The 25,331-nt window shown below is 41.8% G+C and carries 21 protein-coding genes; 9 read left to right on the top strand and 12 right to left on the bottom strand.

Features of this window, described 5'->3' with window-relative positions; genetic code table 11:
* Nucleotides 1-3: 3 nt before the first annotated feature.
* Together KSK55_RS05395 and KSK55_RS05400 are read left to right on the top strand one after the other, a co-directional pair.
* Nucleotides 4-1,161 carry a hypothetical protein gene (locus KSK55_RS05395; protein ID WP_218608493.1) on the top strand — a complete coding sequence of 386 codons (1,158 nt, stop codon included), beginning with the start codon at nt 4-6 and terminating at the stop codon, nt 1,159-1,161.
* Between the two features lie 112 nt (nt 1,162-1,273).
* Nucleotides 1,274-2,683: a hypothetical protein gene (locus KSK55_RS05400; RefSeq protein WP_218608494.1), complete on the top strand. Its 1,410-nt coding sequence runs from the start codon at nt 1,274-1,276 to the stop codon at nt 2,681-2,683.
* Here the strand turns inward: KSK55_RS05400 and KSK55_RS05405 are convergent.
* Entirely contained in the window at nt 2,653-2,856 is a 204-nt protein-coding gene (locus tag KSK55_RS05405) for a hypothetical protein (RefSeq protein ID WP_218608495.1), read from the bottom strand. The genes KSK55_RS05400 and KSK55_RS05405 overlap by 31 nt on opposite strands.
* Before the next feature lie 101 nt (nt 2,857-2,957).
* On the opposite strand from KSK55_RS05405, the gene KSK55_RS05410 reads away from it, so the two are divergent.
* Complete coding sequence (locus KSK55_RS05410) at nt 2,958-3,584, top strand: TMEM175 family protein (protein WP_218608496.1); 627 nt, start codon at nt 2,958-2,960, stop codon at nt 3,582-3,584.
* 213 nt (nt 3,585-3,797) lie between these two features.
* Here the strand turns inward: KSK55_RS05410 and KSK55_RS05415 are convergent, their stop codons facing one another.
* A complete protein-coding gene (locus KSK55_RS05415) occupies nt 3,798-5,726 on the bottom strand; it encodes a HAMP domain-containing sensor histidine kinase (protein ID WP_218608497.1) in 1,929 nt (642 codons plus the stop codon).
* A gap of 329 nt (nt 5,727-6,055) precedes the next feature.
* Between KSK55_RS05415 and KSK55_RS05420 the strand changes: the two genes are divergently transcribed.
* Nucleotides 6,056-8,620 (top strand): C1 family peptidase, encoded by a 2,565-nt coding sequence (locus tag KSK55_RS05420; protein ID WP_218608498.1) that lies wholly within the window; start codon nt 6,056-6,058, stop codon nt 8,618-8,620.
* A 211-nt stretch (nt 8,621-8,831) separates the two neighbouring features.
* On the opposite strand, the gene KSK55_RS05425 is transcribed toward KSK55_RS05420, so the two are convergent.
* The 4 genes from KSK55_RS05425 to KSK55_RS05440 all read right to left on the bottom strand — a co-directional run bounded on the left by KSK55_RS05425 (nt 8,832) and on the right by KSK55_RS05440 (nt 13,677).
* On the bottom strand, nt 8,832-10,382 hold the full coding sequence (locus KSK55_RS05425) for a tetratricopeptide repeat protein (RefSeq protein WP_218608499.1): 1,551 nt from the start codon (nt 10,380-10,382) through the stop codon (nt 8,832-8,834).
* A 204-nt stretch (nt 10,383-10,586) separates the two neighbouring features.
* Nucleotides 10,587-11,288, bottom strand: coding sequence for an ABC transporter ATP-binding protein (locus tag KSK55_RS05430; RefSeq protein ID WP_214419109.1), 702 nt, complete (start codon nt 11,286-11,288; stop codon nt 10,587-10,589).
* A complete protein-coding gene (locus tag KSK55_RS05435) occupies nt 11,288-12,496 on the bottom strand; it encodes an ABC transporter permease (protein WP_214421407.1) in 1,209 nt (402 codons plus the stop codon). Before KSK55_RS05435 ends, KSK55_RS05430 begins: the two co-directional genes overlap by 1 nt.
* Before the next feature lie 2 nt (nt 12,497-12,498).
* Nucleotides 12,499-13,677: a COG1361 S-layer family protein gene (locus tag KSK55_RS05440; protein ID WP_218608500.1), complete on the bottom strand. Its 1,179-nt coding sequence runs from the start codon at nt 13,675-13,677 to the stop codon at nt 12,499-12,501.
* A 256-nt stretch (nt 13,678-13,933) separates the two neighbouring features.
* On the opposite strand from KSK55_RS05440, the gene KSK55_RS05445 reads away from it, so the two are divergent.
* Nucleotides 13,934-15,148 carry a C45 family autoproteolytic acyltransferase/hydolase gene (locus KSK55_RS05445; protein WP_256664204.1) on the top strand — a complete coding sequence of 405 codons (1,215 nt, stop codon included), beginning with the start codon at nt 13,934-13,936 and terminating at the stop codon, nt 15,146-15,148.
* 12 nt (nt 15,149-15,160) lie between these two features.
* On the opposite strand, the gene KSK55_RS05450 is transcribed toward KSK55_RS05445, so the two are convergent.
* Nucleotides 15,161-16,882, bottom strand: a complete 1,722-nt coding sequence (locus tag KSK55_RS05450) for a transporter substrate-binding domain-containing protein (protein WP_218608501.1) — start codon at nt 16,880-16,882, stop codon at nt 15,161-15,163.
* Nucleotides 16,883-17,062: 180 nt separating this feature from the next.
* Between KSK55_RS05450 and KSK55_RS05455 the strand changes: the two genes are divergently transcribed.
* The 4 genes from KSK55_RS05455 (at nt 17,063) to KSK55_RS05470 (ending at nt 19,473) form a co-directional block, all read left to right on the top strand.
* A complete protein-coding gene (locus KSK55_RS05455; protein ID WP_218608502.1) occupies nt 17,063-18,094 on the top strand; it encodes a hypothetical protein in 1,032 nt (343 codons plus the stop codon).
* Between the two features lie 172 nt (nt 18,095-18,266).
* On the top strand, nt 18,267-18,659 hold the full coding sequence (locus KSK55_RS05460; protein WP_214419114.1) for a carboxymuconolactone decarboxylase family protein: 393 nt from the start codon (nt 18,267-18,269) through the stop codon (nt 18,657-18,659).
* 28 nt (nt 18,660-18,687) lie between these two features.
* Nucleotides 18,688-18,867: a hypothetical protein gene (locus KSK55_RS05465; RefSeq protein WP_256664205.1), complete on the top strand. Its 180-nt coding sequence runs from the start codon at nt 18,688-18,690 to the stop codon at nt 18,865-18,867.
* A 90-nt stretch (nt 18,868-18,957) separates the two neighbouring features.
* Complete coding sequence (locus KSK55_RS05470) at nt 18,958-19,473, top strand: DUF6790 family protein (RefSeq protein WP_218608504.1); 516 nt, start codon at nt 18,958-18,960, stop codon at nt 19,471-19,473.
* Between the two features lie 24 nt (nt 19,474-19,497).
* Here KSK55_RS05470 and KSK55_RS05475 read toward each other — a convergent pair whose 3' ends face one another.
* From KSK55_RS05475 to KSK55_RS05495, 5 genes are all read right to left on the bottom strand, one after another.
* A complete protein-coding gene (locus KSK55_RS05475) occupies nt 19,498-20,256 on the bottom strand; it encodes a class I SAM-dependent methyltransferase (RefSeq protein ID WP_214419117.1) in 759 nt (252 codons plus the stop codon).
* Nucleotides 20,257-20,389: 133 nt separating this feature from the next.
* Nucleotides 20,390-21,190 (bottom strand): EFR1 family ferrodoxin, encoded by an 801-nt coding sequence (locus tag KSK55_RS05480; RefSeq protein WP_218608505.1) that lies wholly within the window; start codon nt 21,188-21,190, stop codon nt 20,390-20,392.
* A 185-nt stretch (nt 21,191-21,375) separates the two neighbouring features.
* Nucleotides 21,376-22,182 carry a hypothetical protein gene (locus KSK55_RS05485; RefSeq protein ID WP_218608506.1) on the bottom strand — a complete coding sequence of 269 codons (807 nt, stop codon included), beginning with the start codon at nt 22,180-22,182 and terminating at the stop codon, nt 21,376-21,378.
* An 8-nt stretch (nt 22,183-22,190) separates the two neighbouring features.
* Nucleotides 22,191-23,669, bottom strand: coding sequence for a phosphoenolpyruvate carboxylase (ppcA, locus tag KSK55_RS05490; RefSeq protein ID WP_218608507.1), 1,479 nt, complete (start codon nt 23,667-23,669; stop codon nt 22,191-22,193).
* 94 nt (nt 23,670-23,763) lie between these two features.
* Complete coding sequence (locus KSK55_RS05495) at nt 23,764-25,110, bottom strand: PP2C family protein-serine/threonine phosphatase (protein ID WP_218608508.1); 1,347 nt, start codon at nt 25,108-25,110, stop codon at nt 23,764-23,766.
* Nucleotides 25,111-25,331 lie beyond the last annotated feature (221 nt).

Consider the following 25,331-nt stretch of genomic DNA (forward strand, 5'->3'; position numbering starts at 1 on the left):
TTCATGAACCCTGACGATATAAGACCTCATACTGATCAAAACGAATCCAATACCAAGGTTCAGGACTATTTTTCTGCCCGAATCGTGCTTCATGAGATAAGGGGTGATCTCTACCAGTATATCTGTACTCCACAAAGACGCAAATCCTTAAAAGCAAAAATTTCAGAGAAATTGTCCGGTCTCAAATCTTTAACCTCAACACATATTTTTCTTGGCCTTGACAAGACTGATACAAATACTATTCAGGATTTTTCAAAATTATTGACTCAGTACGAAGAATTGCTGGATGATGCTCTTGAAGCGATTAATTTCGGAAAAGAGCAACAAATAATCGAATCGCTCGATAACGGACCACTCCAACACACCCATCTGAAGATGAACGAATATCTCTCAATGGGAACGAAAGATACACAGACTGCCCAGTCTGTAAGTCATGATGAAACTCTTCAGGCACAGATACGTGCCCTTTTTACCATTATCGAAATAATCGGTGCCGTTGCAGTTCTATTTCCGGGAGTTTTTGTTTCGATTGGTGTCCCTGCTACCTTTGCCAAATCTCTCACCATGCTCAATCAGGTGCAAAAGATATATCCTGGTGTCCAGCTAGCCCTTGACCGAAAGAATGAGATCATGATACTGGCAGGAACTATGGCAGCTTTTGCGGGTGGCATGCACAAAAACGCCACCCATTTGTTACAGCAGATGGCAAAGGATGAAAATATACAGAATATTACGGTTGTTGATGAGAGCGGTAAGACCATCTCTGCGTCAGAACTTGTTCAATATGCCCTTGATATTGAGACCGGCCATGACATCCTTCATCAAACAATACCGGAAAGAGAACAGAAAAAAAGCCAAACTGGACAATCACCCCCATTATCAGCAGATCATGATATGTTACAAAAACTCATCAGACTCATGGAGACGGTTACAAATCCTGTTGGGGAATCACTGAAAAACGTCGATAAAATAGCACAGCAGAATATTCAGGCCAGGTTGGAGGATGCTTCTCGGGGGAAAGAGTTTATTTTTCAGATCCCCATGACACTGAGCGACGTGGGAACCAGTTTCGGGACTGATATAAGTGCAAGGATGAGAGAATTTGCGAAAAAAGTCAATTCAATAACAGAAAAAGAAATAACGGATAATAAAAAATTTTAAAGATCAGGTGATAATTACTAATATTACGATCATCACTCCTCACCACTGGACCCAGAATTTTCACGAAAACTCAATTCATAATATTTTTCTCCTGACCATCTCTATTCATGGTATGCACGATATGATTCGGATCGCAGCATTCCTGATTATGATAATCCCTTTCAGTTTTTCTTGTATGGCTGACATTACCGGAATTGACGAAAATACAACAATTCAGGCATTCCAGGAAAACGGGTTTGAGATAGGTCTTGGAAAAATGCAGACCGTTGATGCAATCGGTCTCTATGATGCAGGAATTACGCCATCCTGCTATGCAATTAACCCAAGTGCACCATATATGTCTTTTAAAGTTCCAAAAGCACCAGGACAAACCAGTAATAACACAATATCAGATTCACCGATCAATCCGGATAACAAAGGACTCTGGCTTGATTACCATACACGTCCGGATGAGGCTTTTGTCTATATTGGGACAACTCCACCTGAGTGTGATTATTTCAGTTATTGTGGGTATATAGCCATGAGATATTTCCCGTTAACAAAGGAAAAAAGCCGGGTGTATGCAAGTCTTGGAGATGCAATCAGTCTTGCCAGGCTGAAAAAAGAACCTGCATACATGAATGGTGTCTTTTCAAAACCGATCATTATCATCTTTACCGCTGATCTGAACGCAGATGCACAGGCAAGAACAGCTCTTACCACTGCCGGATATCCGGAGGATATCATCCATACCCTCGTGATTCCGCATACCCTTGTGAACCTGGGACTTGAATCAGAAACCGATACCCTCACAACCCTTCATCGGGTAGCGTTTTTCACAAATCAAGAAGAAGGAGATGCATACATGAATAGTACTCCGGGAGTTGTATACAGGCTAACCCCGGAAAATGAGGAAGAGCCTTCATTTATTGAAATCCCTGACCTAATCCCACGAGGAAATGGGGATGTACATGAATTGGATCTGATGGATGATCTGAAAGAACTTCGCCAGGCCATTATTGACCGGTACGACGGATACCAAGCAGATGATATGGAGACCAAGATCTGGATATTTGAAGGGTATGATGCCATCCAGAGAGGAATAGATGCTTTGGGCGATATCAGGGATACCGTCTACCTGAATACCACAAATACCATCCTCGGAGACAAAACAGGGGAATGTATCATAGTATACGGGGTAAATCATGTCGCAACCGGAAAGGCGACCTATGCAAATTTTGGTCTGTATGGCCTTGCTGCCCTCAATGGCATACAAGGGGTCTCTAATCATGACTATTCAGGGACTGCAGAAGAGTATTTGCCAGGAAACCCAAATGCACAATACCTCTATGTTGCAAAAATAAGTCGTGAAGAAGATGGAAATCCATCAACCTCAGTGATTCCATCTGGAGTTGGAGCACATGGAGTTGAACCTGATGAACCCTGTTTTATCGGATTCAGAGTATATGTAGAGCCTGAAACATCAGTAGGTCCGGCCTGGAATGAGATAGTCTACGACCGGGCAATAAAAATAACCCCCTGATAATCCCTTTTTTTCGAAGTGTCAACCACCATCACCACTATGCCTATCACTCCAGATGTGACAATCCTTGGAGATGATATCGGCACTTTCCTTATCTCTACCCCGTCTTTTTCCATGATCCAGGATGTCTGTTCGGTGATGATATACCCGGGATTCCGGTTCCATATATACATACAGAAATCAGACCTGCTATCTCTAAAAATTATATGTAGATATGGATGCAAACAAAGAATTATCAATAAATATCTCTTATTGATTTAAACGGACGTTCCCAATGGCAATACATGAACCGATAACCAAAGTCAACCTGGACAGAATCACCAATGGTATTTTTGCATTTACCATGACGCTCCTTGCCCGGAATATTGTAACTTCTGATCAGTATTTGCAGGCATCCCAGATCACGGTTGAAAATTTTGTTGATGAAACGATTTTTTCAATTATGGATTTTTTGGGCGTTTTTATCCTTTTTGCCATGTTCTGGATGTTATTCTTTCAGATGTTCCACCGGATGAAAACCTTTGATTATCATTTCTTACACGTCCATATGCTTGCCCTGATGGCTATTGTTCTTATCCCTTTTTCATCATCGTTCAGTAATTTGGGAAATAAAAATTACATCTTTACGGATTATTTTTTCCAGATCAATTATTTCGTACTCGCAATATTACTTGTCTATCTCTGGTACTATGCACATTCACATCCATTCCTTCTTGACCCTGATTTGACTCCCACCGAAACAACCCTTCTCCTGAAAAAATGCTTTGTCCCCCTTTTTGTAGCAGCATTGGGAATTTTCTGGATATATGCCAACCTTCCGCTCATTGATATCCTGTATTTTGTTCCGTTTATCATACTGGGAATTTTTTTCAGAAATTCACCGGATAATCCGATTGAATAATTTATTATTCTGTTTTGTACACAACCAGTAAATGGGTTATTCTGTCACAACTGATAAGGATCAGTCCAAACATAGGTGAAAGTCGTCATGCAAAAGAGTGTGAAAATTCAGAATCAGAAAATAAACCAAAAGGGCGTGATTACTAGTGTGTTACAACAAATGCGTTCAAAGACGAAGATAAATACAATAGTATTAGGATTATCCAGGTTTCACTCAAAGATTTGATAATATCCGGTAATTTTCTTTTGGAATGATTATCTCAAACCTGACACCCTGCCCATGAGCACCATTCTCAACAATCCGAATATCATTATATTCAAGAACCTCTTTGATGAATGCCATACCAATGCCAGTCCCTTTCCCATATCCTCTGCAAAATATCTTTTCCTTCTCATTATCCGGAATTCCAATCCCATTATCCTGGTATATAAGGTGACCTGATTCTCCCTCTTCAAAGGACACGATTATTGTATCTGCGGTTATTCCGTGACGGATGGAATTATCGATAAGATTGTAAAAAACCTTTTTTATAAGTCGATCAGCCTTTACATCGAGATCATTGAGGGAATGAATGATGGTAATCTTTCCGGCGAATTCGCTCTGACTCTGATCCAGAATCTCCCCGATATTCTGCCATACCGATCCATCTTCTCCGATTTTTTCATAATCATATGTAAATGCAAGGAGCATAGATATTCGTTTCAGCACACGACTGGCTTTTTCAGTATAAACAGGAATTTCAGATATATCTTCAAGCTCAGATATCAATCCCAGGTATAACTGGAGAGATGTAACCTGGTTCAAAACATCATGCCTGGTTATCTGTGAAAGCTGGGTTAGTCTCTTATTTGCCTTGGCAAGCGATTTTTCTACCTTTTCACGAAGCCGAAGTTCAGATTCGAGGGTGGTTTTCTGGGTCTCAATTTCAGAGATATATTCATTGATGCTGGCCACCATCTGATTAATACTTTGCCGAAGCATCTCTGTTTCACGAAGACCAGTGGCCCGGATCGGGTGAGAAAGAGACGAAGAGGCGATAATTCCAATATCCTCTGTCATCATGGTTATAGGTCGGGAAATATAAATCGAGAGATATTGTGCAATAAGCAGGCCTAATATCAAAGAAATAATAGTGATGACAATGAATCCTATCTGGTAATAAAAAATCACCGTCTCAATTTTTTCTTTGCTTAATACTAGAATACCAACAACACTAAGTTCTGATCCAGACAGTGACCTGACGGTTGAGAGATTGATATATTGAATCGAAATGACCTGGTTTTTCTTCGGATTATTAAAAAAGAAGGATTTTTTTGATTCAAATGTCTGGTTTAAAATAGTATGCAGGCTTTCATTATCAAAAATGCCGGTAACCGAAGACAATGTCTGACTTTTATTTTGTATCCAATACGTCTGTTTTCGATATGCTTTATCATACACCTCTACATGAACAATATTCGGGATGTTCATGGCTTCTTCGGTTATATCCTTGAGCGACGAAACCATCGTTTTATGCATCTTTGAATACTTATCATTCCGAAGGCCGAGCTCGAGGATATACTCATGATCATCTGTGGGGTAGTATCCATATTTCCAGTACAATTTCGAATCATTATAATCCCTTATCCAGCGATCGGATTTGAACTCAGTTCCATTAATAAACTGAGATAGAGATGTATAAAAATCAGGATATTTTTTAAAATCCAAATTTAAATCTCGTGCATATGTTGTAAACTCTACGATTCCGTTCTTGTTTATCATGAATAATTCAATCTCACCAGGAACACCGGATGAAATGTTCTTTTTAAGAGAGATGAGATCAATTGACGAGGGATCATTCCGGTTCTTTTGGTATGCCTCCAAAAATGGGATCATTCGATCCTGGAGAAGGAAATCAAACTGAGCATCGAAATTCTCAATGCCATATTCTGTCAAAATGACAGATGAAATGAAGGTTTTTTCTGCCTGGAGCTGTGAGTCGATAAATTCATTTGATACCTGATGAATGGAAAATATATAGAGCGTTGATGAAATCAGGACTATAAAAATGAAAAAGATCAAGGTAATTACAAGAAACAACCGTGTACGGTATGACGGATAATCATCCGGCTTACTTCCTGATACTGGTTTTTTCTCTGACATGAGTGTATAAAATCCATGTATGTTCTATAATTCACGGTGCCCGGCTAAGTGTTTTGATAATATCGTTACGAACGGGTTATGATTTTTGAAACCTGAGCTTTTTGTAGACTTCACTTTCAATTTAATATTTTTAGGTATTTTGTGGAAGATTTGCATTAAACCATAATGAACATATGGTTTTTCATACAGAGCATAGGGAAAGAGTGGGTGGGATGTGGAGCACTTGTCTTTAACAGATCGGTTTTCTCAAAACGTTTATCAAGGGTTAATAATAATATGACAAATATATTATTCATTCAATAATCTGGTGATGATGAGGGAAAAAGGAAATGAAAAAATGGAATACGAACACTATTTTGGCTTTTTTGATAGTACTATTCGTTCTGACTCCGGTCATAGGAGATGAAAACAAAATCCTGCCACACGTTGAAGAACACATCCCTGATCCAGGATATGACAAAGCGGGTGACGGTGATGTATCCTGTCCAACTTGTGAAGAGATGAACGGAGTTATGCTTCAGAACGTGAATCCCATGAATCCTGAAGAAATTCTTTTGGCAACACAAGCTGAGGTAAACGAACTGAATGCATTCAATCAGGAGCACAATTATTCATGGACTGCAGCAGTCAACCCGATAGCATTGATGACCGATGAGGAACGTAAAAATCTGACCGGATTTCGAAATGATCTGAATCAGCTTTCATCACACATTTCATCAAAGAATATTACAGCCTCATCTGATCTCCCAAAATCTTTTGACTGGAGAAATTATGGCGGTGACTGGACAAACCCCATTCGAGATCAGGGGAATTGTGCAAGTTGCTGGGCGTTTGCGGTTACCGGAGTATTTGAATCATATAAAGAAATCAAAAACCACAATCCTCACTTAAATCCTGACTATGCTGAACAATACCTGGTAAACTGTGCCAATGATATGCAAGGATGTAATGGTGGTGGATTTAGCTCATTATCATATTTTGTTGATAAAGAAGGTGCATCAGGTGGAGTTGGGACAGTCCTTGAATCTGATTATCCCTACACAGCAACGGATGGAGCATGCAAGAATCTCTCCTCATGTACCCGGTATACCATGGATACCAGTGCCGGAGAAACATGGTATTATGTATATCCAGGCCCTTCCGAGATTCCTGCTATTGATGTAATAAAGACTGTAATATACCAACATGGACCGGTTGCATCAGCATTTTATGTAGATAAAGGATTTTCCTATTATAGTTCGGGAATTTATGACAGTGATACCAAAGCCACATATTCTAATCATGGAATTATAATCGTCGGATGGGGAGAACAGGATGGAAGAGTATATTGGATCTGTAAGAACAGCTGGGGTACAAAATGGGGTGAATCAGGCTGGTTTAAGATCTATGCAGACATTCTGCGGATTGGTGATTCAACTGCATTTTTAGCTTATGATATGCCTGATCCAAAACTGGAGACAGTTTTGGAGCCAAACCATACTGGGCCGGATTATAATTTTACCGGAAATTATTCTGACGGACAGATCATCATAACCGGAGCAGGGAGATATCGTCTTTCAGATGATTTGACGAGAAAGACTTCAGGAAATGCTATCACAATAGAATCTCCAGATGTTTTTCTGGACGGATATCAACATACGATAACCGGTTCAGGTGAGGGGACAGGTATCGAAGTTCAGGAAGAGGGAGAGGATTGTACCATTCAGAACATCTCCCGGATATCAGATTTCCAGTTCGGGATCTATTCATTTGGTGATCATTTCACCATTTCTAATACACAGGCACATAACAATCACTGGTCAGGTATTGTATCATTTGGCAATAATTCTGTGATTACGCGAAATGTTGCGTCGAATCACAATGACGTGGGAATATATTCATGGGGACATAATTCATCTATTCGTGATAACGCAGTATTTTACAACAGGAATGGTATCTTATCTCAAGGTAATTATGCTGACATCTCCAGAAATATGGCATTTTACAACACGAAGACAGGGATATATGCCGGTGGGTTGTATGTCGGGCCTGATCCTGGTGAAGAGGGGCATGGATATTATCCCAATTTGTCAGAAAATGTTGCGATTTTAAATAAGAAGGAAGGAATTAATAACTTCTTTCCCCATGCCATCATCGAAGATAATATTATGATTCAAAATGAAGCAGCCGGGATCACTCTCTCAGCCATGAGCAGTAATACATCAGTATCCGGAAATGAGATGTATCGAAATCCAATAGGAATAAACCTCAATGACCGGGCAGAAGATCTCTCCTTATACTCAAATTTTATCATTGCGAGTGATGATGCAGGGATTTTCGTCAATGCAGGGAATGGCAATGGCTCTGGAAATATCTTTGATAATTATCTGACCGGTCAGGTGTCAGTAGATGGATCCGGAGATATCGGACGTTATACCTGGAATCATCCATCCGGCCCGGTTCCAGGCTCAAATATTATCGGCGGCCCATACATTGCTGGAAATTGCTGGAGTAATACGAACCAGACTGGATGGTCAGATATTTCAGAATTTGACCGGTACAAGGAATATGCATACATACACCAGATTCCTGCAGGGATTGGTTTTGTTGATACCGATATACCAGTGAATAAAGGATATTCCAAGATTCCATATGAGATAATGAGTGGAACCGGTGTTTTTGATAATGCACCGCTGGTCTGGAATGATTATGAATACCTGAAAACCCATTTCGATACATCTGATGATATGAGAATGAATGAAGAAAAAATGAAAGATATATTCAAAGAAATATCAGGGGTTTCATTAGATACCTCTGTTTTTAAAGGAGATGTCCCATCTCATTCTCTCTCACAAAATCTTGGAGATGAAACTATCGAATACTTTGTTGAAGTTTCCGGAAATCCGGAAGAATAATTTTTTGCATAGAGAGACACTGAACGATCCGGTTTCCATATAATGTAAGTTTTTAATTCATCCACGAAAAGCCAGTTTATCACCATAATGCAAACATACGCTCCAATTGAGACGACATTTCATGACCATCGTTGATAACCAAAAATGCCCATCACAGGAAGTCTTACATAAAATTAATAATAGGATTTGAATCAAGATAAAAAACCTTATTTCAATCATGAACGTATTTGCTGGATAAACGTGTCGAAATATCTGGATCTAATTTTCTTGCTTTGCTTAAGGTCTGGTATGCCTGTTGTTTCATACCGAGTTCATCAAGCACCCGAGCTTTCCAGACTAACGCTTTTACATGTTCAGGCCTGATCCGGAGAGTTTGCTCAAAACAAGAGAGAGCTTCAGTCAGTCTGACGAGGCTTGCATAAATCTGCCCAAGAAAAAACCAGCTATCCGCATTATCTGGAGAATATTGGATGCTTTTTTTATACGATGTGATTGCCTCACGGGTCTGATGTAGTGCCTGATATGCTCGTCCCATATTAAGTAATGAACGTATATCTGAAGGATTTTTGGATAATACCTGCTTGTAGCAGTCAATCGCTTCCTGGAACCTCCCTGCACGATGAAGCAGGATACCTTTATTATACCAGGCATTCTGGTTTTCAGGATCAGTTTCAGTGATGTATTCATAATATTGCAGCAGGTCGCCATATCGCTTGAGTTTTCGTAAGGCAGTAATCCGGTATAATTGGGTATTCTTATCATGTGGATTTAATTTTAACGCCTGTTCGAGAGGTGCAATGGCATCCTGATAGCGATCCATCATCATCAATGCAAGACCTACCTGTGTCCATCCCGAAGTTTTGAGAGGATAGTCCTTTGTCAATTGTTTGGATACAGAGAGAGCTTCATCATACCGACCGAGTTTCAGAAGGGAGAAACAGATGAGATTCATACCCTGAAAATTCCCGGGATTATGTTTTATGAGGCGTTTTGCACTTGATAAAGCTTCAGCATACCGCTCAAGTGTCAGAAGTGAACGTGTTTTTAATTCCCATGCGACAATGTTTTTTTCATCCAATTCCAGGAGATGATCCAGGTACCCAATTGCATTATCCGGCCTTTCAAGGTTGAAATGACAATAACTGATAAGTAAAAGTGCCCGATCATGATCCGGATTTTGATGAAGGATCTCCTCAAATTCTAAAACTGCAGGATGATACTGATTCAAACGTACCAGACAAAGCCCAAGGAGAAACCGAGAACGGATTTGGCTTGCATCAAGGGTGAGAAGATCCTGGAGATACTTCTGGGCCTCTATATATCTACCCTGACGATAGTCATTCAGCGCAATAAAAAATAAGGCTGACATTCGTGTATCTTCGTAGAGAAGTGCACGATTTAAATTTTCAGATGCTTCTGTCGGTTTACCGGTATATATACATACTATCCCGAGATAGAGCCATCCTGATGATTCATTAGGATCGAGCGAAATAATCTGGTGAATAAAAGGGATAGCTTTCTGCCACTCGTGCTCCCTGATGAGCTGTCTTACAACTATAAGAAGTGTGTTTAGGCTTGTGTCTACTATTATCTTTGGCTTTGGAGGAATACAGGATATTTCTTCATCTTCATCGCAGGATATAACCGATTCATCCATGTATTCTGGTTCATCAGGGTAATCCTGGATTACTACTCCTGGAGATAAAGGTGGAATACCTCCTAAAGCCTCACTATCCGGTGCTTCATCAGGAGGAGGAACCATAACCATAGATACCTATTCGAATTTGGTTGCAATGAATACATTGGTTCATAGAAACTTGTTCTGACCGATTTTCTCAATAGAGAAATTTAAATATTCCAGCAAACCAGGTAATTCTGTGCCTGCATACAGTTCATCTTAGCCCAATCTCTCCAACCAGAATTACCTGTTCAATATCAAAAAGATCTATACCTTGTTCTCCAAACTTCACTCACTATTGTTTTTTGTCATTTTACATGCCTTTTCATCTTCAATCATCCCGTCCTTCATATTCAGTACCCGGCACATGTATTCCTCATGCCAGTCCTCATGAGTAACCATAATGATTGTCTGACCAAATTTTTCATTTAACTCACGAAATAGGTTAAGAATTGTCCTCGATGTATTTGAGTCAAGATTTGCACACGGCTCGTCAGCAAAGAGAATCCGGGGACGGTTGATAAGAGCACGTGCAATGGCAACCCGTTGTTGTTCTCCACCGGAGAGCTCAAACTGACGGTGATGAATACGGTGACCAAGGCCAACCTGGTTTAAGATCTTTTCACTCTCTTTCAGATACTCATCAGGTGAAATTCCTCTTGCCATAGCCGGAAGAACAACATTCTCCTGTACGGAAAGTTCAGGGACCAATGCATAATCCTGGAAGACATACCCTAGCTTATTCAGCCGAAAGTCACTCTTCTCCTCTTCAGACAGGGCCTCTACATGTATTCCGTCAATTGTCACAGACCCGGTGGTTGGTTCATCTAGCAGACCAAGGATATGAAGCAGGGTTGATTTCCCACTCCCGGAAGGCCCCATAATCCCGACAAATTCGCCACTTTCTATTCTACATCTGACTCCCCGGAGTGCCTGAACTTCAACAAGCCCCATCTGGTACACCCGTGTGACATCAGTAACCTCGATCATTACTGCCCCCGAATTGCATCAAGAATCGGTTCATTTGCAGTCTTCCATGACGGAATAAATCCGGATATCAAAGACACCAGAGCAAGACTGATAACACTTCTTATGACCGGCCCTGATTCAACAACCGGATATACAGCTCCTCCAGGAAAAACAAGCGGATTATACGTAAGATACGTCACAAGACCTGAACTTAAAGCAAGGCCCAGAAGAATACCACAGGTTGCAATTATTAAAACCTGAATGATATACGAATAGACAATAATTCGTTTATTTATACCGATAGCCTTGAGAATGCCGATCTGACGTCTTTTATTGATAGTATTGATGAAAATAACGATAAAGATAACCACGATAGCGATTACCAGGCTCACCATGGTTGAGATAGCATTAATGATCTCAAAACTCCGGATTGCATCATTAACAAATCCCTGGCCCTTCTCCTGAAACGTTCTAATCTTTTCAGCAATCCCATATTCCATGAGGATCATTTTGTACTTCTCTTCATCGCCATTCTGACTGAGTTTTACCAGGACCGATGTAGCCGTATCTGATATCCCATATACCTGTTCCATCTCTTTTAAGGTCACAAATCCATTCCTATCAACACCAAATGAGCCGGTTTCTAGAATTCCTTTTACTTTCAGAGTTTTTTTTACTCCATTGTTAAAGATCACATCAACAGAATCCCCGGTTGTGACCCCACCAAGAGAATCGGTTTTATCCAGACGTTCATCGATGTTTCCGGCAAGTTGCGACCCGAGTAGGATCCGATCTGTATCACCTTCGGCTAGGAATTCTCCTTCTTTGAGTTTCGTATGAAGGAGAGTTACTTCCTGCTCATACCTTGGATTAAAACCAATTATCTGCCCTGATATCTGATTTCCATGATAATTGTATGTAGCACCGGCTGAAAGTCGTGGTGATGTGCCGGTCACCTCAGAGATCTGATCTATTTTCTGCTTAACTTCTGAAACACCAGTAATGTACAGACTATTCTCCCGTGGTTCGATGACCAGGTTCCCATAATTGTAGTCAATGGACTGGCTGTTAAAGTTGACAACGACACCAGAGATTATAGATGGAAGAAATACAAGGTTTACAAACACCAGTCCCATAATAGCAACCGTGAGGAGGAAGGTAAACCGGTTCCCACGCTGGATCGAACGGATTGCAAGAAAAAATGCAACGGATAGGTGATGTCCGGTCATGATCAGGGCTGACGCTGTCGTCTCCAGTAGAGGAATCCTGCTCCGGCCAAAAGAACCAGTACCAGAATGATTATCATCCCCGAACCATTCTGTTCACCCACAAAGACATGGAGTGGAATAACCTCTTCATGAAGACCAAAATCATCTTTGTACCTGATGGTCAGATGAAAAGGAATGTCTCCTGCCTGTGTCGCCTTCAGGGTGAAGACTGCAGGTGCATCGTTATCCGGTCCGATTGTTCCGACAAACGCCTCTTTTGTTCCATCAAACGGAATATCAAGTGTTGCCCGGACTGATTTTGCCTTATCTGTTCCGGTGTTCTCAATTCTACACACCAGACTAAACATATCACCAAGGTAAACCTGTTCAGGATCAAGAATCTGTTTTGCAATTCCCAGTTCGCCCATCCCCTGAATGAGTATACCCACCTGTTCGTTCTGAATAAGCCTTGTTCCGTCTGCATTCAGATATGAGATGCGAACCGGAATCTGCCTGATTCCTATAGGAATGTCATTATCTGATTGGAATGAAAGCGTTACTGTTTTAATATCTCCGGATTTCAACTCCCGGATAAACTGTCGTTCAGGACTTTGTGAAGATAGTGAAGTATTGGGGGTTATTATCTCGACGATGATATCATGAGCCGATGCAAGGCCCTCATTTTGGAGTTCAAGAGTCACATCAAAAAAACTTCCCGGTGTGATGTTTCCAGGTATAGACCGTGAGAGACGGATGGATGGCTGCTTGATGAGCGTATGCCGGGTATTGACATTGACCGGGATCGGATACTTTACACTCTCCGCCCCTCTGACCCGAATCCAGACTTCAGGGAAAAAGAGACCTTCACGACCAGGTGCCTGAACAAGAAATGTCAGGGTTGTCGACTGCCCAGGACCGATCTCGCCGATGTCCTGGTACCATCCGGATAATACCGTAAAATCAGTGGTTTTTAGAGTTGCAGACTCAATAAAGGCGTTGACTGGAACAGTTATGGATTGGGCAAAAGGATCCTCATCTGATCCCACCGATTCTGTTGCCGTCTTAGATGCCTGCATCGCAGTATTTGCTATGGTGACCTCAATTGTTCCCACCTCATTCGGGAGGATCACATCTGGAGATATTTTATATCCTGTTATGATAACCGTGGGCTCAGTGCTGAGCCCATAAACACTGGGCATCATGAACACTATCAAAACCATAGAAAAAAAGAGTAAGCGAGAAATATTATCAAAAATTCGGAGCATATATCTCTTATTGACAGGAATCTACTTAAATTATTGGCTGATCACCAAGTCTGTTAAAATTGCTAAATTTTGAATCGCTTTTTATTTAAAATGAAATATAAGAACAATATTAAAAAATATTGATTTATTTAGGATTTCTGACCGTCCTCAATGATACACCTCTTTATATATCTAAAAAATAATTGATACCATTATGAAAGTTCTTCTCTTTTTTCTGCTGCTCAGTATACTCATAATTCCTGCTTCCGTCTTTTCTTTACCGCAGCAGCAAACCACTGTCGAAACACCGATTACCAATCTTCCCCTTATTGCCACATTTGAGGGTGGTCAGCGGTACCAGGCTGGAATCTATCCGGTCATTGTCCTTTCCGGATCCTATCATGAGATGGGTCGTCAGTATGGTGGTCTTATGAAAACTGAACTGAACGATGAATATTCATACCTTATAAACACAGTAACCAGTCAGGGAATAACAAAGGAAGAGATCATGAAATCTGCCAGAGAGGTTCATGCTTATTACCCGGAGAGGATAAAAGAGATCTTTACTGGTATGTCTGAGACGACAGGACGTACCTATGATGATATCGCATTCCTCTATTACGGGCCAATTTTCCTGTTATTAGCCTCAAGTAACTCAGAACCAGTCCCTGCGTCCTGTTCTTACCTGGCTGCCTGGGGGAATTATACAAAAAGCGGCTCTCCGGTGGTCTCCCGGAACTGGGATCTGGTCGATACGATAATGCCACTCACAGAATGGTATGTTCTTACCATATTCCGTCCGACGGATGGAAGTAATAGTGTTGCTACCTGGAGTCCAGCGGGAGCTCGGCCAGAGACCTTCATGAACAACAAAGGCCTCTTTATTGCTGATGACAACTGTGGGCGGGAAGATAATGCACCAGAAATTCGTCCGGAATTTATCACCGAATACTATAGGTTCATGTTCGACTATTCTGATCTGAACGCACTCGAGGCTGCAATCAACGGCACTGCCCCGGATGTCGGCTGGATTGTTGATGTCGCAGGACCTGATGAGGCTTTTGTGCTTGAGAAATCAACCGACCGGACGGTAAAGAGAACTGGTGACGAGGTTATCGCTGCTGCGAACCGTTTCGTTGATCCCTCCTGGAACCTACCAGACCCTCCTGAACATTCGCTTTCCCGGTACAATAATCTCCTTCGGCAGGCAGAAGAAGCAAAAGGAATGATTGATGCAGAGAAGATGATGGAGATACGGGATGTCTGTATCGAAAATGGGGGCTCAAAGTTTTGCCACTCTGAACTGGGTGGTGGGAAATACTCGAGCAATCACCAGATCGTCTACGAACCACAGAACCAGACACTCTGGATGAATGTCATGGACAAAGACTGGCAAAAGGTCGAATTATCCCCGCTTTTTGAGAATTAGACTGGCAGATTACTACCCAGATGAGTTACTGGGATAACTATCCAGCCGCTCATTTTTTTGAGCCACGATGCGATACTCACTTTTTGGTATAGTAATTTCAAAACAGATACCTTTGTCTGCTTCTCCGGTCTCATGCAGGGATATTTCTGTTATGGAGAGGATCTCGCGGGCAAGAAAGAGACTGGTTCCACTTTTGCCAAGAAACTCCCATTTGAAAATCTTCTCTTTCTCTTCTGCTGGTATTCCCTGACCATCAGACTCAATAATGAGAGTAAGGCTCTCCGGATTTTTTCGACACTTCAGTCCTATGCTGGTAACCTCTCCCTGTCTGGCAATTAAATCCATGAGAGCCAAAAATGCATCTTCAAGCAGAGGATCAGCGAATATCTCGATATCAGGCAGATCTATCGTCCGGTTGAGAGAGGAAAGGTCAAGGTGGGAGATGGCATTCAGAAGAACAAACACTACATTCTGCCATCGAGGCTGGTTGATCCCGAGTGTCTGATATTTCTCTGAGAAGGCGAGGCTTTCCTGAACGGATTGCATGATAATCTCCTCTTTCTCAAAGTATCCCTTTGCTTCATCAAAGGATTCAGATTCTTTTGATATCTGGATATATCCTGCCAACTTGAAGAATGCATTCTTAATTTCCTGGCTTGTGAGTTTGTTGAGGAGATTTAATTTTTCCCGAGCCTGAATCAGTGCACTTTCACTTTTTCTCAGTTCATTATAGTTTTGCCTCAGCTCTTCATCCATCGCAGTAAGCTGGTCATATGCAGCTCCTAACTCCTCATTTTTCCGAACCAGTTCCTCGTTCTGCTTTGCAAGTTCAGCAGTTTTCCGTCTGACCTCACGCCGAAGAAGATAACTCATGATCAGAAAGAGAGAAGCAAGACCTGCAACTCCTTCAAGAACCCACCATAGAAAAGCAGGAATTATCTCTTCGGCTGTTATACTATACCACCTCCGCATTGACATACTGTAGGTGGATGAGGGATCTTTCTTCCCTGCTGCAATATACCGATCTATCTCCTTGAGGAGGTCAGGATTCTTCCCTTTCAAGGTTGCAAATCCAAAATTTGCCGGATTAAACATCACCGGAGTGGCAGTAAGCCCATGTTCTTTCATCTCTTCCTGACCTGCAGAATTATACACTACCAGAGCGTCCGCTTCTCCTTTTGAGACTGCAGTAAGAACTTCAGCAGGCGTACCTTTCTCTAGATATGTAGCAGTGATACCGAATTTTGTTGCATATTCTTTCAATCCGATCCCACTGGATGCACCTTTGACAAATGCAACATGTTTTCCTTCAAGATCAAGGATGGTATTAATGCCAGAATCAGGGCGTGCATAGACCTGGGACCAGATAGACATAACCGACTCATTTGTGAAGTCGTACATTTTCAACCGCTCTGATGTGACCGTCACGGCAGGTATGAGATCAATTTCACCACTGGAAAGTCTATCCCAGCTCTCAGAGAGCGTCCCCCTGATCCAGATGACATCATAGCCCTCTTTTTTTGCCAGGTCTTCGATCAGGTCGACTATAAATCCAGCCGGATTTCCTTGTTCATCGGTGAAAAGGGTAGGTTTCAGCTCAGTCTGGGCAATCCTGACCTCTCGGGCTGTAGCAAACGGACAGCAACAGAGCAGTATAACACTCAGGATAACTAGGAGTATTATCACCTGACGTAGAGAAATTTTTTTAGCATTTGGATGAAGAAACGGGATCATAAGCCATCAGACAAGTGACCTGGAGCGGGATGTAGATGACATCTTATTTCAGTTACAGAAATTTAATAGTGTGGATGGACAATAATTGTTTTTGGAATGTCCGACAAATAATTGAAAGATATAATGATGGTCTGTTCAGCCGTTTCAGCATAAGAACATCGATTATGTGTAGTTGATTGTATGTCTGGCTCTATACCGAAGATAATCCTGGGATCGATAACCTTTTTCCTTGTGGCAATTGGTCTTTTTCTGCTCTTTGCCATCACGATGGAAGTCCTGGAGACATCACGTGTTCTCTGTGTGATACTGGGGATCTTCGTGGTGTATTCTGCATGTATTCTTCCAGCAATTGACCGAAGAGTTGAGCGTTCCAAATCTGGCGATGAAGATACAGGAAACCGGCGATACAGGGTTAAGAAAGAAAATGGCCTGAAAATACAGAAAAGACGGAGATACTGGGATTTAATCTCATATCTGGCACTTCTTACAGGTACCTTTGTAGTTGTTTATCTAGTGGTTCTCCTGATGCATGAACTCTCCCATAGTCTTCTTGCTGTGTTGCTTGGGGCAAAACAGGATCCTCTTGATATCGTCTATGGAAGTTGGATTGGATCACATTGGGATGAAAATGTAGATTATACAAGCCTGTTTGCAACTGGAAAAGGTACATTGGCAGCAACCATTGCATGTGCAGGGCCATTCTCCAACATATTGCTCTTTATTATTACCGCCTGGATTTTATCGATAAAAGCAATGAAAAACCATCCCCGAATATTTCATTGCATCTTCTGGACCTGTATCGTAACCTTTTCAATGGTGTTTGAATATGTGTATACCCGGTCATTCCAGGCTCATGACGATTTTGGGAATATCACTCATGGTCTTGGTATCTCACCCTGGTGGATCTTTATCACTGGAACAATCCTTGGGATTATCGCTCTTTATTACATAATTACCCAGTTACTTCCTACATACCTGGCTATTGTAATCCCGAATAACCGGTTACTACAATATACAGCGGTTTCATTTTTCTCGTTTATTATCTTCCTTTTTTATATTGGTCTTCGTATCACAAACTATCCCGATGTTCCTGAATGGTGGTGTGGGGTATCTGGGATCGCTGCTTTATTTATTGTCCCATTTCTGGCAAGTCCCGCCCGAGGGTGGGTGAAAAGGAGAATGAAGGCGGATTTTTGGGAGAGGAATTTATAATGAAAGCATCTTTGAAAGTATTTCCCGTATTTACTAACAAGAAAAACTCCGATTAAAACCCAAAAGTTTTGAAAAATTATATGTTTCACAAATTTTCCTTTGATTCTTCCATAACATGAGGTTGATAAAAGTAATAAGGCAGTTTTATTGTTTTATACCCCAATCAGGTACCATGCAGGAACAGAATCAACAGATCATTTCGGATTTTTTAGAGCATAGTGAGGAATTAAGTGATGATATCATGCTTGAAGTTGAAAAGATGCTTGGGGTTACCCCGTTTATTTTTTCGGTCATGCAAGAGAGAACCGATACATTTGTTCTATCAACCCTTGCCGATTGTAAAACCGGAAGACCGAACCATCTTTCTCCAAAGATAGCTGAACTCGTTGCTATTGCAGCTGCGGCAGGAGCCGGTGCAGAAAATTGTTTGAAAGTTCACATCAATACTGCACAAAAGGAAGGAGCAACCCGCGATGAGATATTTGACACTATCATGATTGCGGCCTTAATAGGAAAGACAAAAATCCTTGCATCTGCTCTCCGATTGTTACCAGAAAAGGAATAAGACAAAAAAATCATTTTACAGGATGATAATGACCGACAACATGACATGTTGTGTCTGTGGCAAACCCGCTATAGGTATGCAGTTTCTTGGATGCTGTGTATCTGCGGTATGTGAAGACCATGCTGAACGGTTTTTGCTCGCACTGGTTCCCGGAGAAACCATGAAATCTGGTACATGTACTTTTGTTAGATATCCGGATAAGAATTGAAAAACTCATGCCATTTTTTCATCATCATTACCTCTATTTGGGTATGCTCTCTGCCTCATCTTTTATATCCTATCTCATCGATCTCTTTTTATGGCACTTACCGATTTTACCCCACTGATTTTTATAATTGTAGCAATTGTTGGCACTTTTGCCCAGATGATGAAAGAAAATAGGGGAATTACCACATCCCGCCGGATTGAAATACTTCTGAGCTGGATATTTCTCGTAATAGTCGGATTTGGTGGTATCTGGGCATTTATCGGGCATACCTTTTTTGCAGACCGTGTAGCGGAGAGTATTGGATGGCCAGTTGGAAATCCCTTTCAGCAGGAGGTTGGGCTGGCAAACCTGGCTATCGGAGTTCTTGGACTATTATCATTCAGGATGATAGGATCATTTCAGGTTGCGACAATCATTGCATACAGCATATTCATGATCGGAGCCGGGATCGGCCATATCTGGCAGATAATCACAACTGGAAATATGGCAGTCAACAATGCCGGCCCTATTCTCTGGATGGATCTGTTGGTCCCGCTGGTGATAATAATGTTTTATCTCCTGGGTCAGCATGTACACCGGATAGAAGCGAATCCCTCATTAAAATGATGAATTTTTTTATTACCTCCTTATTTATGACGTCAATGGACTTTTCTTCATGATAAAGTAGGTATATCCATACTCATGAGAATATTTCCTGTGAATATCCATCTCCATTTCAAGACCCTGGATAATGCACTGTGCATCACTATTATCTGTAAATTTCTCTTTTAGCATACCAAGCCTGGTAGTTAACGGTTTATAAAAGTGATTCCACCATCCAGTATCTGCAAGCCTGAATGAACCAATAAGAGAATACCCTTCTGAACGAATCATCTCTTCTGCTTCCGGCACCGATGGCATATCAGGAGATATTTCATTAAAGAAGTTTTTACACTCTTCAGAAGGGGAATTGGTATACCAGGTACAGTCAGAGATCATCATGTACCCTTGTGGTTTTATAAATTTCTTCCACGTCTGAAGGGCTGGCAATATGCCAATAATGAAAGCAGAACCTTCTGCCCAGACGATATCAAAGATTTCTTCATCAAAGGGCAGATTATCCATAGATGCCTGACGGGTTGTAATGTTCCGGTCAAGCCCAGCTGTTTTTGCCCGATTTGTGAGATCATCCAGGAATGGCTGATGAAGATCAGTTGCCGTGATATGAGAGTCAGGGCTAATCCTCGCAAGTGTTAGATCCTGCATACCGGATCCACATCCGATATCCAGAATCCTTCCCCGTTTAGCATCAGGAGGGAGGAAAGAAAAAGCATATGCTGTTGCTTCATCTAAACCCGGACCTTGCCGGGGCAATCCTTCAAACATTGATGAGATAAGATTTACATCCATGACTAAAGGCGTTCGAATGAAAGAATGAAATGCTTTCTGGTTTTTCTAGAGAAAAAAGCCCGGGTAGCTAAAATATGTCAAAGAGTCGATGAAAAGAAATAAAGTTGAAAAATAGGAGTTCATTCGTTTTTACTCATGAAGTATCCGATAATTCATGTTGTAGTTCTGGTATCGATACATCCGGATTACGATACCGTGCCCGTCCGTGTGTCTTTTTTCCTGCCTGAATAGCTTGTACAGGGCAGATATGAATACATCCGCAACAGAGTTCACAATGATGCTTCCAGATCGGCTTTTTATCTACAAGTTCAATATTTGCTGCAGGGCAGACAGAAACACAGATCCCACAGGAAATGCAGGTATCACTGACGGTAAATAGCCGATCTTTATTGTGTACATCAGAAACAAACCGGTTATAGAAAAGAGAGTGAAAAAATGATAATATTAATGACCGGGATACGGGCTTTACTTTTCCCTGACGAATATCACCTATTATCTTCTGAATCTCTGTATCTGCTGATTTCAAGAGTTTATCTTGTTTTTTTCCGGTTGGCGGCTCATACATCAGGATATAATTTCCTGGCATGCGAAGAGAATATCCGGCAGAAAGCCCCCGGCCTGTTTGTTTGAGAAGTTCATCCAGTTGAGTAAGTGTAGTGCGTCCTCCTCCCCCTCCATTGGTAACAACGGAGAAGACGTACCCAATCCCTGAAAGATCCAAACGTTTGGCAAATTCTGCAACCATTACAGGAAGGCCGGTAAAATAAACCGGGCATACAATTCCCACCAGGTCTGCATCAGGGACAATAGATCCGGTAGAATCCCTGAAGGTAGAGATAGGAATCATCTCACAGTTTTCTAATGAACCGGCGATCTTTTTCGCAACAGACAGAGAGTTCCCAGTGCCAGTAAAATAATACACAATTGTTTTCATCGCCCTTCCTCCCGGTATTGATATCAGAGATCACATATGGATATCGATATTCTTGAAGTAAGATATGATATTCATATCTATTTGGATTCAATGGAAAAAACGATACGATTCTCTCAAATTAAGAAAAACAGGAAAGACTGAATTATCAAATGATTGATGAATCAGCCAGGGTTTGGTTTAGTCGGCTATGGAGCATGGATGGGGACATTGACTGTCCCGTTCATCCAGTCGGCAGGATTATCCCATTCAGATTGTTGTGTTTTGGCAAAATAAACTTCGACGATTCCTTTTTCTTCCAATTTCTTCAATACCTGAAATTCATAATTGTAAAATATACGGGTTGGTTTTGCACCTTCCACATAGCACCATACTTTTACAGGCTTTCCAGTTGCTTTTGAAATAAGTTCTGCCATTTCTGCAAATCTGGTCGAATATGCTGCCCATATCGCATCAGCCTGCTCAAATGTAACCGGATGGGGATCCTGGTATGGTTTTCCAAAGATCATAACAGTTCCATTTTCAGCCTTTGAGCGCTCATACCAGTGTTCATTCATAATCTGTTGCCAAGAGGGATAGGGGAAATATCCATCCACACCCTGGGCCCAAATCGCACGGTTTTGTGTACCATTCTGGTAACTGCCATCATTTATGGAATCTATCAGCCGGAGCAGGCTTCCATGATTTCCTTTTGCAGAGTAAAACCCCATATGAACCTGAGTGCCGGGTGTGTTGAGTAATGGCTCATATTTTACCGCTTCATCAAAAAGCCGCGGAGTAAAATCCGGATCCTGTAGTTCTTTCAGTTTTTCTGAAGGATCTGGAAATACCGGAATGTGTTCTGAAACTCCCGAACATCCGGAAGGAGAAGACAAAGAGGATAATATGGATTCTCCAAACAGGAATGATGTTGCAAGAATGCAGGAAAAAATAAGCAGACCTGCCAGCACCAAGATAAAACGGGTGCTTCTGGTATTTAGCGGTGATGATTTCATGAAAACCCTCACCCAAGGAATTTCCTAATTGCTCCTGCACGGATGATCATGTCCTGAACACTATCTATCTGGCATGCAGTTACTGCTTTCTCAATCTGACCGGAAAGTGCCATATGTTCTGGATGAGGATCCAGGTCAACCCAGTCAGGCAGGATTTTCTTCACATCTGCCGGAAGATATGTGGAATCTGGATTCAGGAATCTGCAAGCATCAGCAAGATCGTCAGTAATGTACCGGTAGTTATCCATGACAAAATCGCGATCCTTTTCTGTCAATACATTCAGTCCGAGTATTTCCGGAGGAATTCCAATAGAATACAAAGCTGCAGTCACGGTAATGGCTCGGGGTAATGATACCGCTCCCATGTTTCGTGAATACCCAAAAAGACCAACATGTAATTTTCGTTTTCTTCTACTTGGAATATATGATGCGACCCGATTGATGAGCGGAGCAAGTCCCTGGATCTGTTTCTGGTATCCGGCAGCGTACCGCTCAATCAATGAAACTGCTATTGTATCGTCAATATCCCTGGCAGGTGCTATCTCTCGCTCTTCAAGGTACCGGATAGCTGATACTGCCTCATCAAGATGTGCATCATATTTGAATGCAGACTGAATCGTAAATGTATATGCCCCGGCATACTCATCTGCTACCCGTCTGACCGTATCAGGTCGTAAGTTCCCCCTGAACGGAGCGGTTCCTGCCCCTATAATGGGGTAAATCGGAATCCCGCTCTCTTCAGAGAGAAGATGAAGACGCCAGAGCCCTATCTTGTTCAGGAGCACTGCCCCGATCTGTCCATAGTTTACCGCAGGATCGGACCGTGCAAAAAAGACACGCTGGTAATCAAGTTCTTTATCCTGGAAATATCGCCGCAGAATCGTATCAGCACCAAGAATTCCGTCTTTGTCCTCAAAAAGCGGAATAACCCGTATCTTATCTGGATGGAATGAACCAATCCAGTCAGCAATGGTAAGATCCCGGCCACCAAGTCTTTTATGTTGCTGGCCGATGACAAAATCACAGTAATATTGGTAGATATTATCAATTGATGCAAATGAAGTCGTCATCGGAAGGATGACTTCGAAGATGGGTGCAAGGGTATCTCCGTAAAAGTGGTGGGCAACATCATATGAACGGGGGATAGATCCTAGTGTTTCAAGGAGGATCTTCGCTTCAGTTCGTTCGATCTCCGGATTTGGTACACGAAGGGTTAAAAAGAGGTCACACCCGAGGTGGCGGTCCTTAAAATAATCCCCATACCTGGAGAGGAGTTTTTTTACCACATAATTATCAACCTCCTTTCCTTCACAGTCCCACATCTGCTCCGTGCACCCTAAATGAGAGTACACATAGTATGCTTCTTTTACCTCATCTTCACCGGTTAATTCAATATTTTCAGTAAAAAATGGAGTATGGACATTGTCCGGGTGCTGGGTGCTCATCGTCCGGGGTATTTTCGGGGGTATGCCATACTGTTCTTTCATGTTTTTCAGTACTCATTGGTAGTTCACATGCATGAGTATTCTGATCCTTATGATACCCAAGTATTCAGAAAAATATTCACAAGGCATCTATCGTTTATTTCTTCGGGTAATACCCGATAGCGAGGATGGTGCAGTCATCACTCATGGGCTGATCACCAGTCCAGGCTTTTACTTCAGTGTTTAGAAGTGAAACGATCTCATCCGGACCTTTGAATGTGTTTTGGTTTAATACTTCTATGGTCCTTTTTACCCCGAAAAATTCCTCACCATGTTCTGCTTCAGTCACTCCGTCACTGACAACCATAAGAATATCACCAGGGTTTAAAGAGATCATATGGCACAAAAACTTCTCTTCTTCCAGTACTCCTGCTGGCAGGTTCCCATCTGATTCCTCCTGATATGCACCAGAACCAGACTGAGAAATATGGAAGGGGGCAGGATGGCCGGCATTACAATAGGTAACCACTCCATTAGGTCTGATGATACCAACAATCAGCGTAATAAACTGTTTACAATCACCATCTTCAAGAAATGAACGATTTACTTCACTGACCAGAGCACAGGGATCACGGGTCTCCCGGATTTTCGATCTGAGAAGCATCCTTGTTGAGGACATCAAAAGTGCTGCAGGAACACCTTTTCCGGATACATCACCCAGTGCAAAATACAGGCTATTATCATCAAGTTCAAGGTAGTCGTAGAGATCACCGCCGACATAGGAAGCAGGAATCAACGATGCAGAAAGTTTGAGAGTGTTCTGCTCATGAGTCTTCTGAGGAAGCGAACCGAGTTGTATCTGTCTCGCTGCCTGCAGTTCACCTTCAATCTGGTAAGACTTTCTGGTATTTTCTGCTTCAATTCGCAGGTTATTTACAATGAAGACAAAGATTACAAGCCCTGCAATTGTCGGGAGAAAGATATCAAGAATCCCTTCTATCATCTCACCAGGATCAAGAATATCAGCCCTGATTCCATTATCCCCAATGCCAAACTGAAGGAGGCCGATAAAAAATCCTAGGATACAAACATGAGGGATTCGGATCAGCTCATTTTTATTTAACAACCGGAACACCCCTCCAATGACTCCACACAGAAGGGTTACCAGACAACCAGACGGCTCAACTGGATGTCCTATTGCAACCTGAATCAGGAGACCAAGGCATCCTGCCAGAAATCCTCCGGGAATTCCAGCAATTAATCCAGCAATAACCGGACCAAGAATCTGGATGCTGATAAAATATGGCCCTATCTCAACGCCAGTCAGGATCCCATATGCATAAAAAAATCCGCCTATGAGGGCCATAAACAGAACTGAGAATGGAGAAAATGATTTAGAGAGAAAAACTCCCGCATACCTGCTCCTGGTTAGGAAGTACGCAATCAGGGATATAACTGCTACACCATCACAGAGCTCAACAAGACGTTCCAGCTCAAAAACCATACCATTCTCCCTGGTTCATTTTTTTAAAACAGAGATATAATATCGTTCCAAATCTGTACGTAGATCAGGCACAGAACAGACAAAGACATACACAGAGTTTAAGCGATGAAATCATATATAGGGATATGGATTATTGTGCTAATTTTTGAGCTTCCCTTCAGAGCAAAAATATTTGGGATTGGAAGGGACTAAAAAACCGGCATCCATATCTCAATACATAA

Origin of the sequence: Methanospirillum hungatei (genome assembly GCF_019263745.1) — an archaeon.
GTDB classification, from domain to species: domain Archaea; phylum Halobacteriota; class Methanomicrobia; order Methanomicrobiales; family Methanospirillaceae; genus Methanospirillum; species Methanospirillum purgamenti.

Coding starts and splice junctions, on each gene's coding strand:
- KSK55_RS05395 (WP_218608493.1), top strand. CDS start 4: ATGAACCCTGACGATATAAGACCTCATACTGATCAAAACGAATCCAAT.
- KSK55_RS05400 (WP_218608494.1), top strand. CDS start 1,274: ATGCACGATATGATTCGGATCGCAGCATTCCTGATTATGATAATCCCT.
- KSK55_RS05405 (WP_218608495.1), bottom strand. CDS start 2,856: ATGTATATATGGAACCGGAATCCCGGGTATATCATCACCGAACAGACA.
- KSK55_RS05410 (WP_218608496.1), top strand. CDS start 2,958: ATGGCAATACATGAACCGATAACCAAAGTCAACCTGGACAGAATCACC.
- KSK55_RS05415 (WP_218608497.1), bottom strand. CDS start 5,726: ATGTCAGAGAAAAAACCAGTATCAGGAAGTAAGCCGGATGATTATCCG.
- KSK55_RS05420 (WP_218608498.1), top strand. CDS start 6,056: ATGAAAAAATGGAATACGAACACTATTTTGGCTTTTTTGATAGTACTA.
- KSK55_RS05425 (WP_218608499.1), bottom strand. CDS start 10,382: ATGGTTCCTCCTCCTGATGAAGCACCGGATAGTGAGGCTTTAGGAGGT.
- KSK55_RS05430 (WP_214419109.1), bottom strand. CDS start 11,288: ATGATCGAGGTTACTGATGTCACACGGGTGTACCAGATGGGGCTTGTT.
- KSK55_RS05435 (WP_214421407.1), bottom strand. CDS start 12,496: ATGACCGGACATCACCTATCCGTTGCATTTTTTCTTGCAATCCGTTCG.
- KSK55_RS05440 (WP_218608500.1), bottom strand. CDS start 13,677: ATGATGCCCAGTGTTTATGGGCTCAGCACTGAGCCCACGGTTATCATA.
- KSK55_RS05445 (WP_256664204.1), top strand. CDS start 13,934: ATGAAAGTTCTTCTCTTTTTTCTGCTGCTCAGTATACTCATAATTCCT.
- KSK55_RS05450 (WP_218608501.1), bottom strand. CDS start 16,882: ATGATCCCGTTTCTTCATCCAAATGCTAAAAAAATTTCTCTACGTCAG.
- KSK55_RS05455 (WP_218608502.1), top strand. CDS start 17,063: ATGTCTGGCTCTATACCGAAGATAATCCTGGGATCGATAACCTTTTTC.
- KSK55_RS05460 (WP_214419114.1), top strand. CDS start 18,267: ATGCAGGAACAGAATCAACAGATCATTTCGGATTTTTTAGAGCATAGT.
- KSK55_RS05465 (WP_256664205.1), top strand. CDS start 18,688: ATGACCGACAACATGACATGTTGTGTCTGTGGCAAACCCGCTATAGGT.
- KSK55_RS05470 (WP_218608504.1), top strand. CDS start 18,958: ATGGCACTTACCGATTTTACCCCACTGATTTTTATAATTGTAGCAATT.
- KSK55_RS05475 (WP_214419117.1), bottom strand. CDS start 20,256: ATGGATGTAAATCTTATCTCATCAATGTTTGAAGGATTGCCCCGGCAA.
- KSK55_RS05480 (WP_218608505.1), bottom strand. CDS start 21,190: ATGAAAACAATTGTGTATTATTTTACTGGCACTGGGAACTCTCTGTCT.
- KSK55_RS05485 (WP_218608506.1), bottom strand. CDS start 22,182: ATGAAATCATCACCGCTAAATACCAGAAGCACCCGTTTTATCTTGGTG.
- ppcA (WP_218608507.1), bottom strand. CDS start 23,669: ATGAAAGAACAGTATGGCATACCCCCGAAAATACCCCGGACGATGAGC.
- KSK55_RS05495 (WP_218608508.1), bottom strand. CDS start 25,110: ATGGTTTTTGAGCTGGAACGTCTTGTTGAGCTCTGTGATGGTGTAGCA.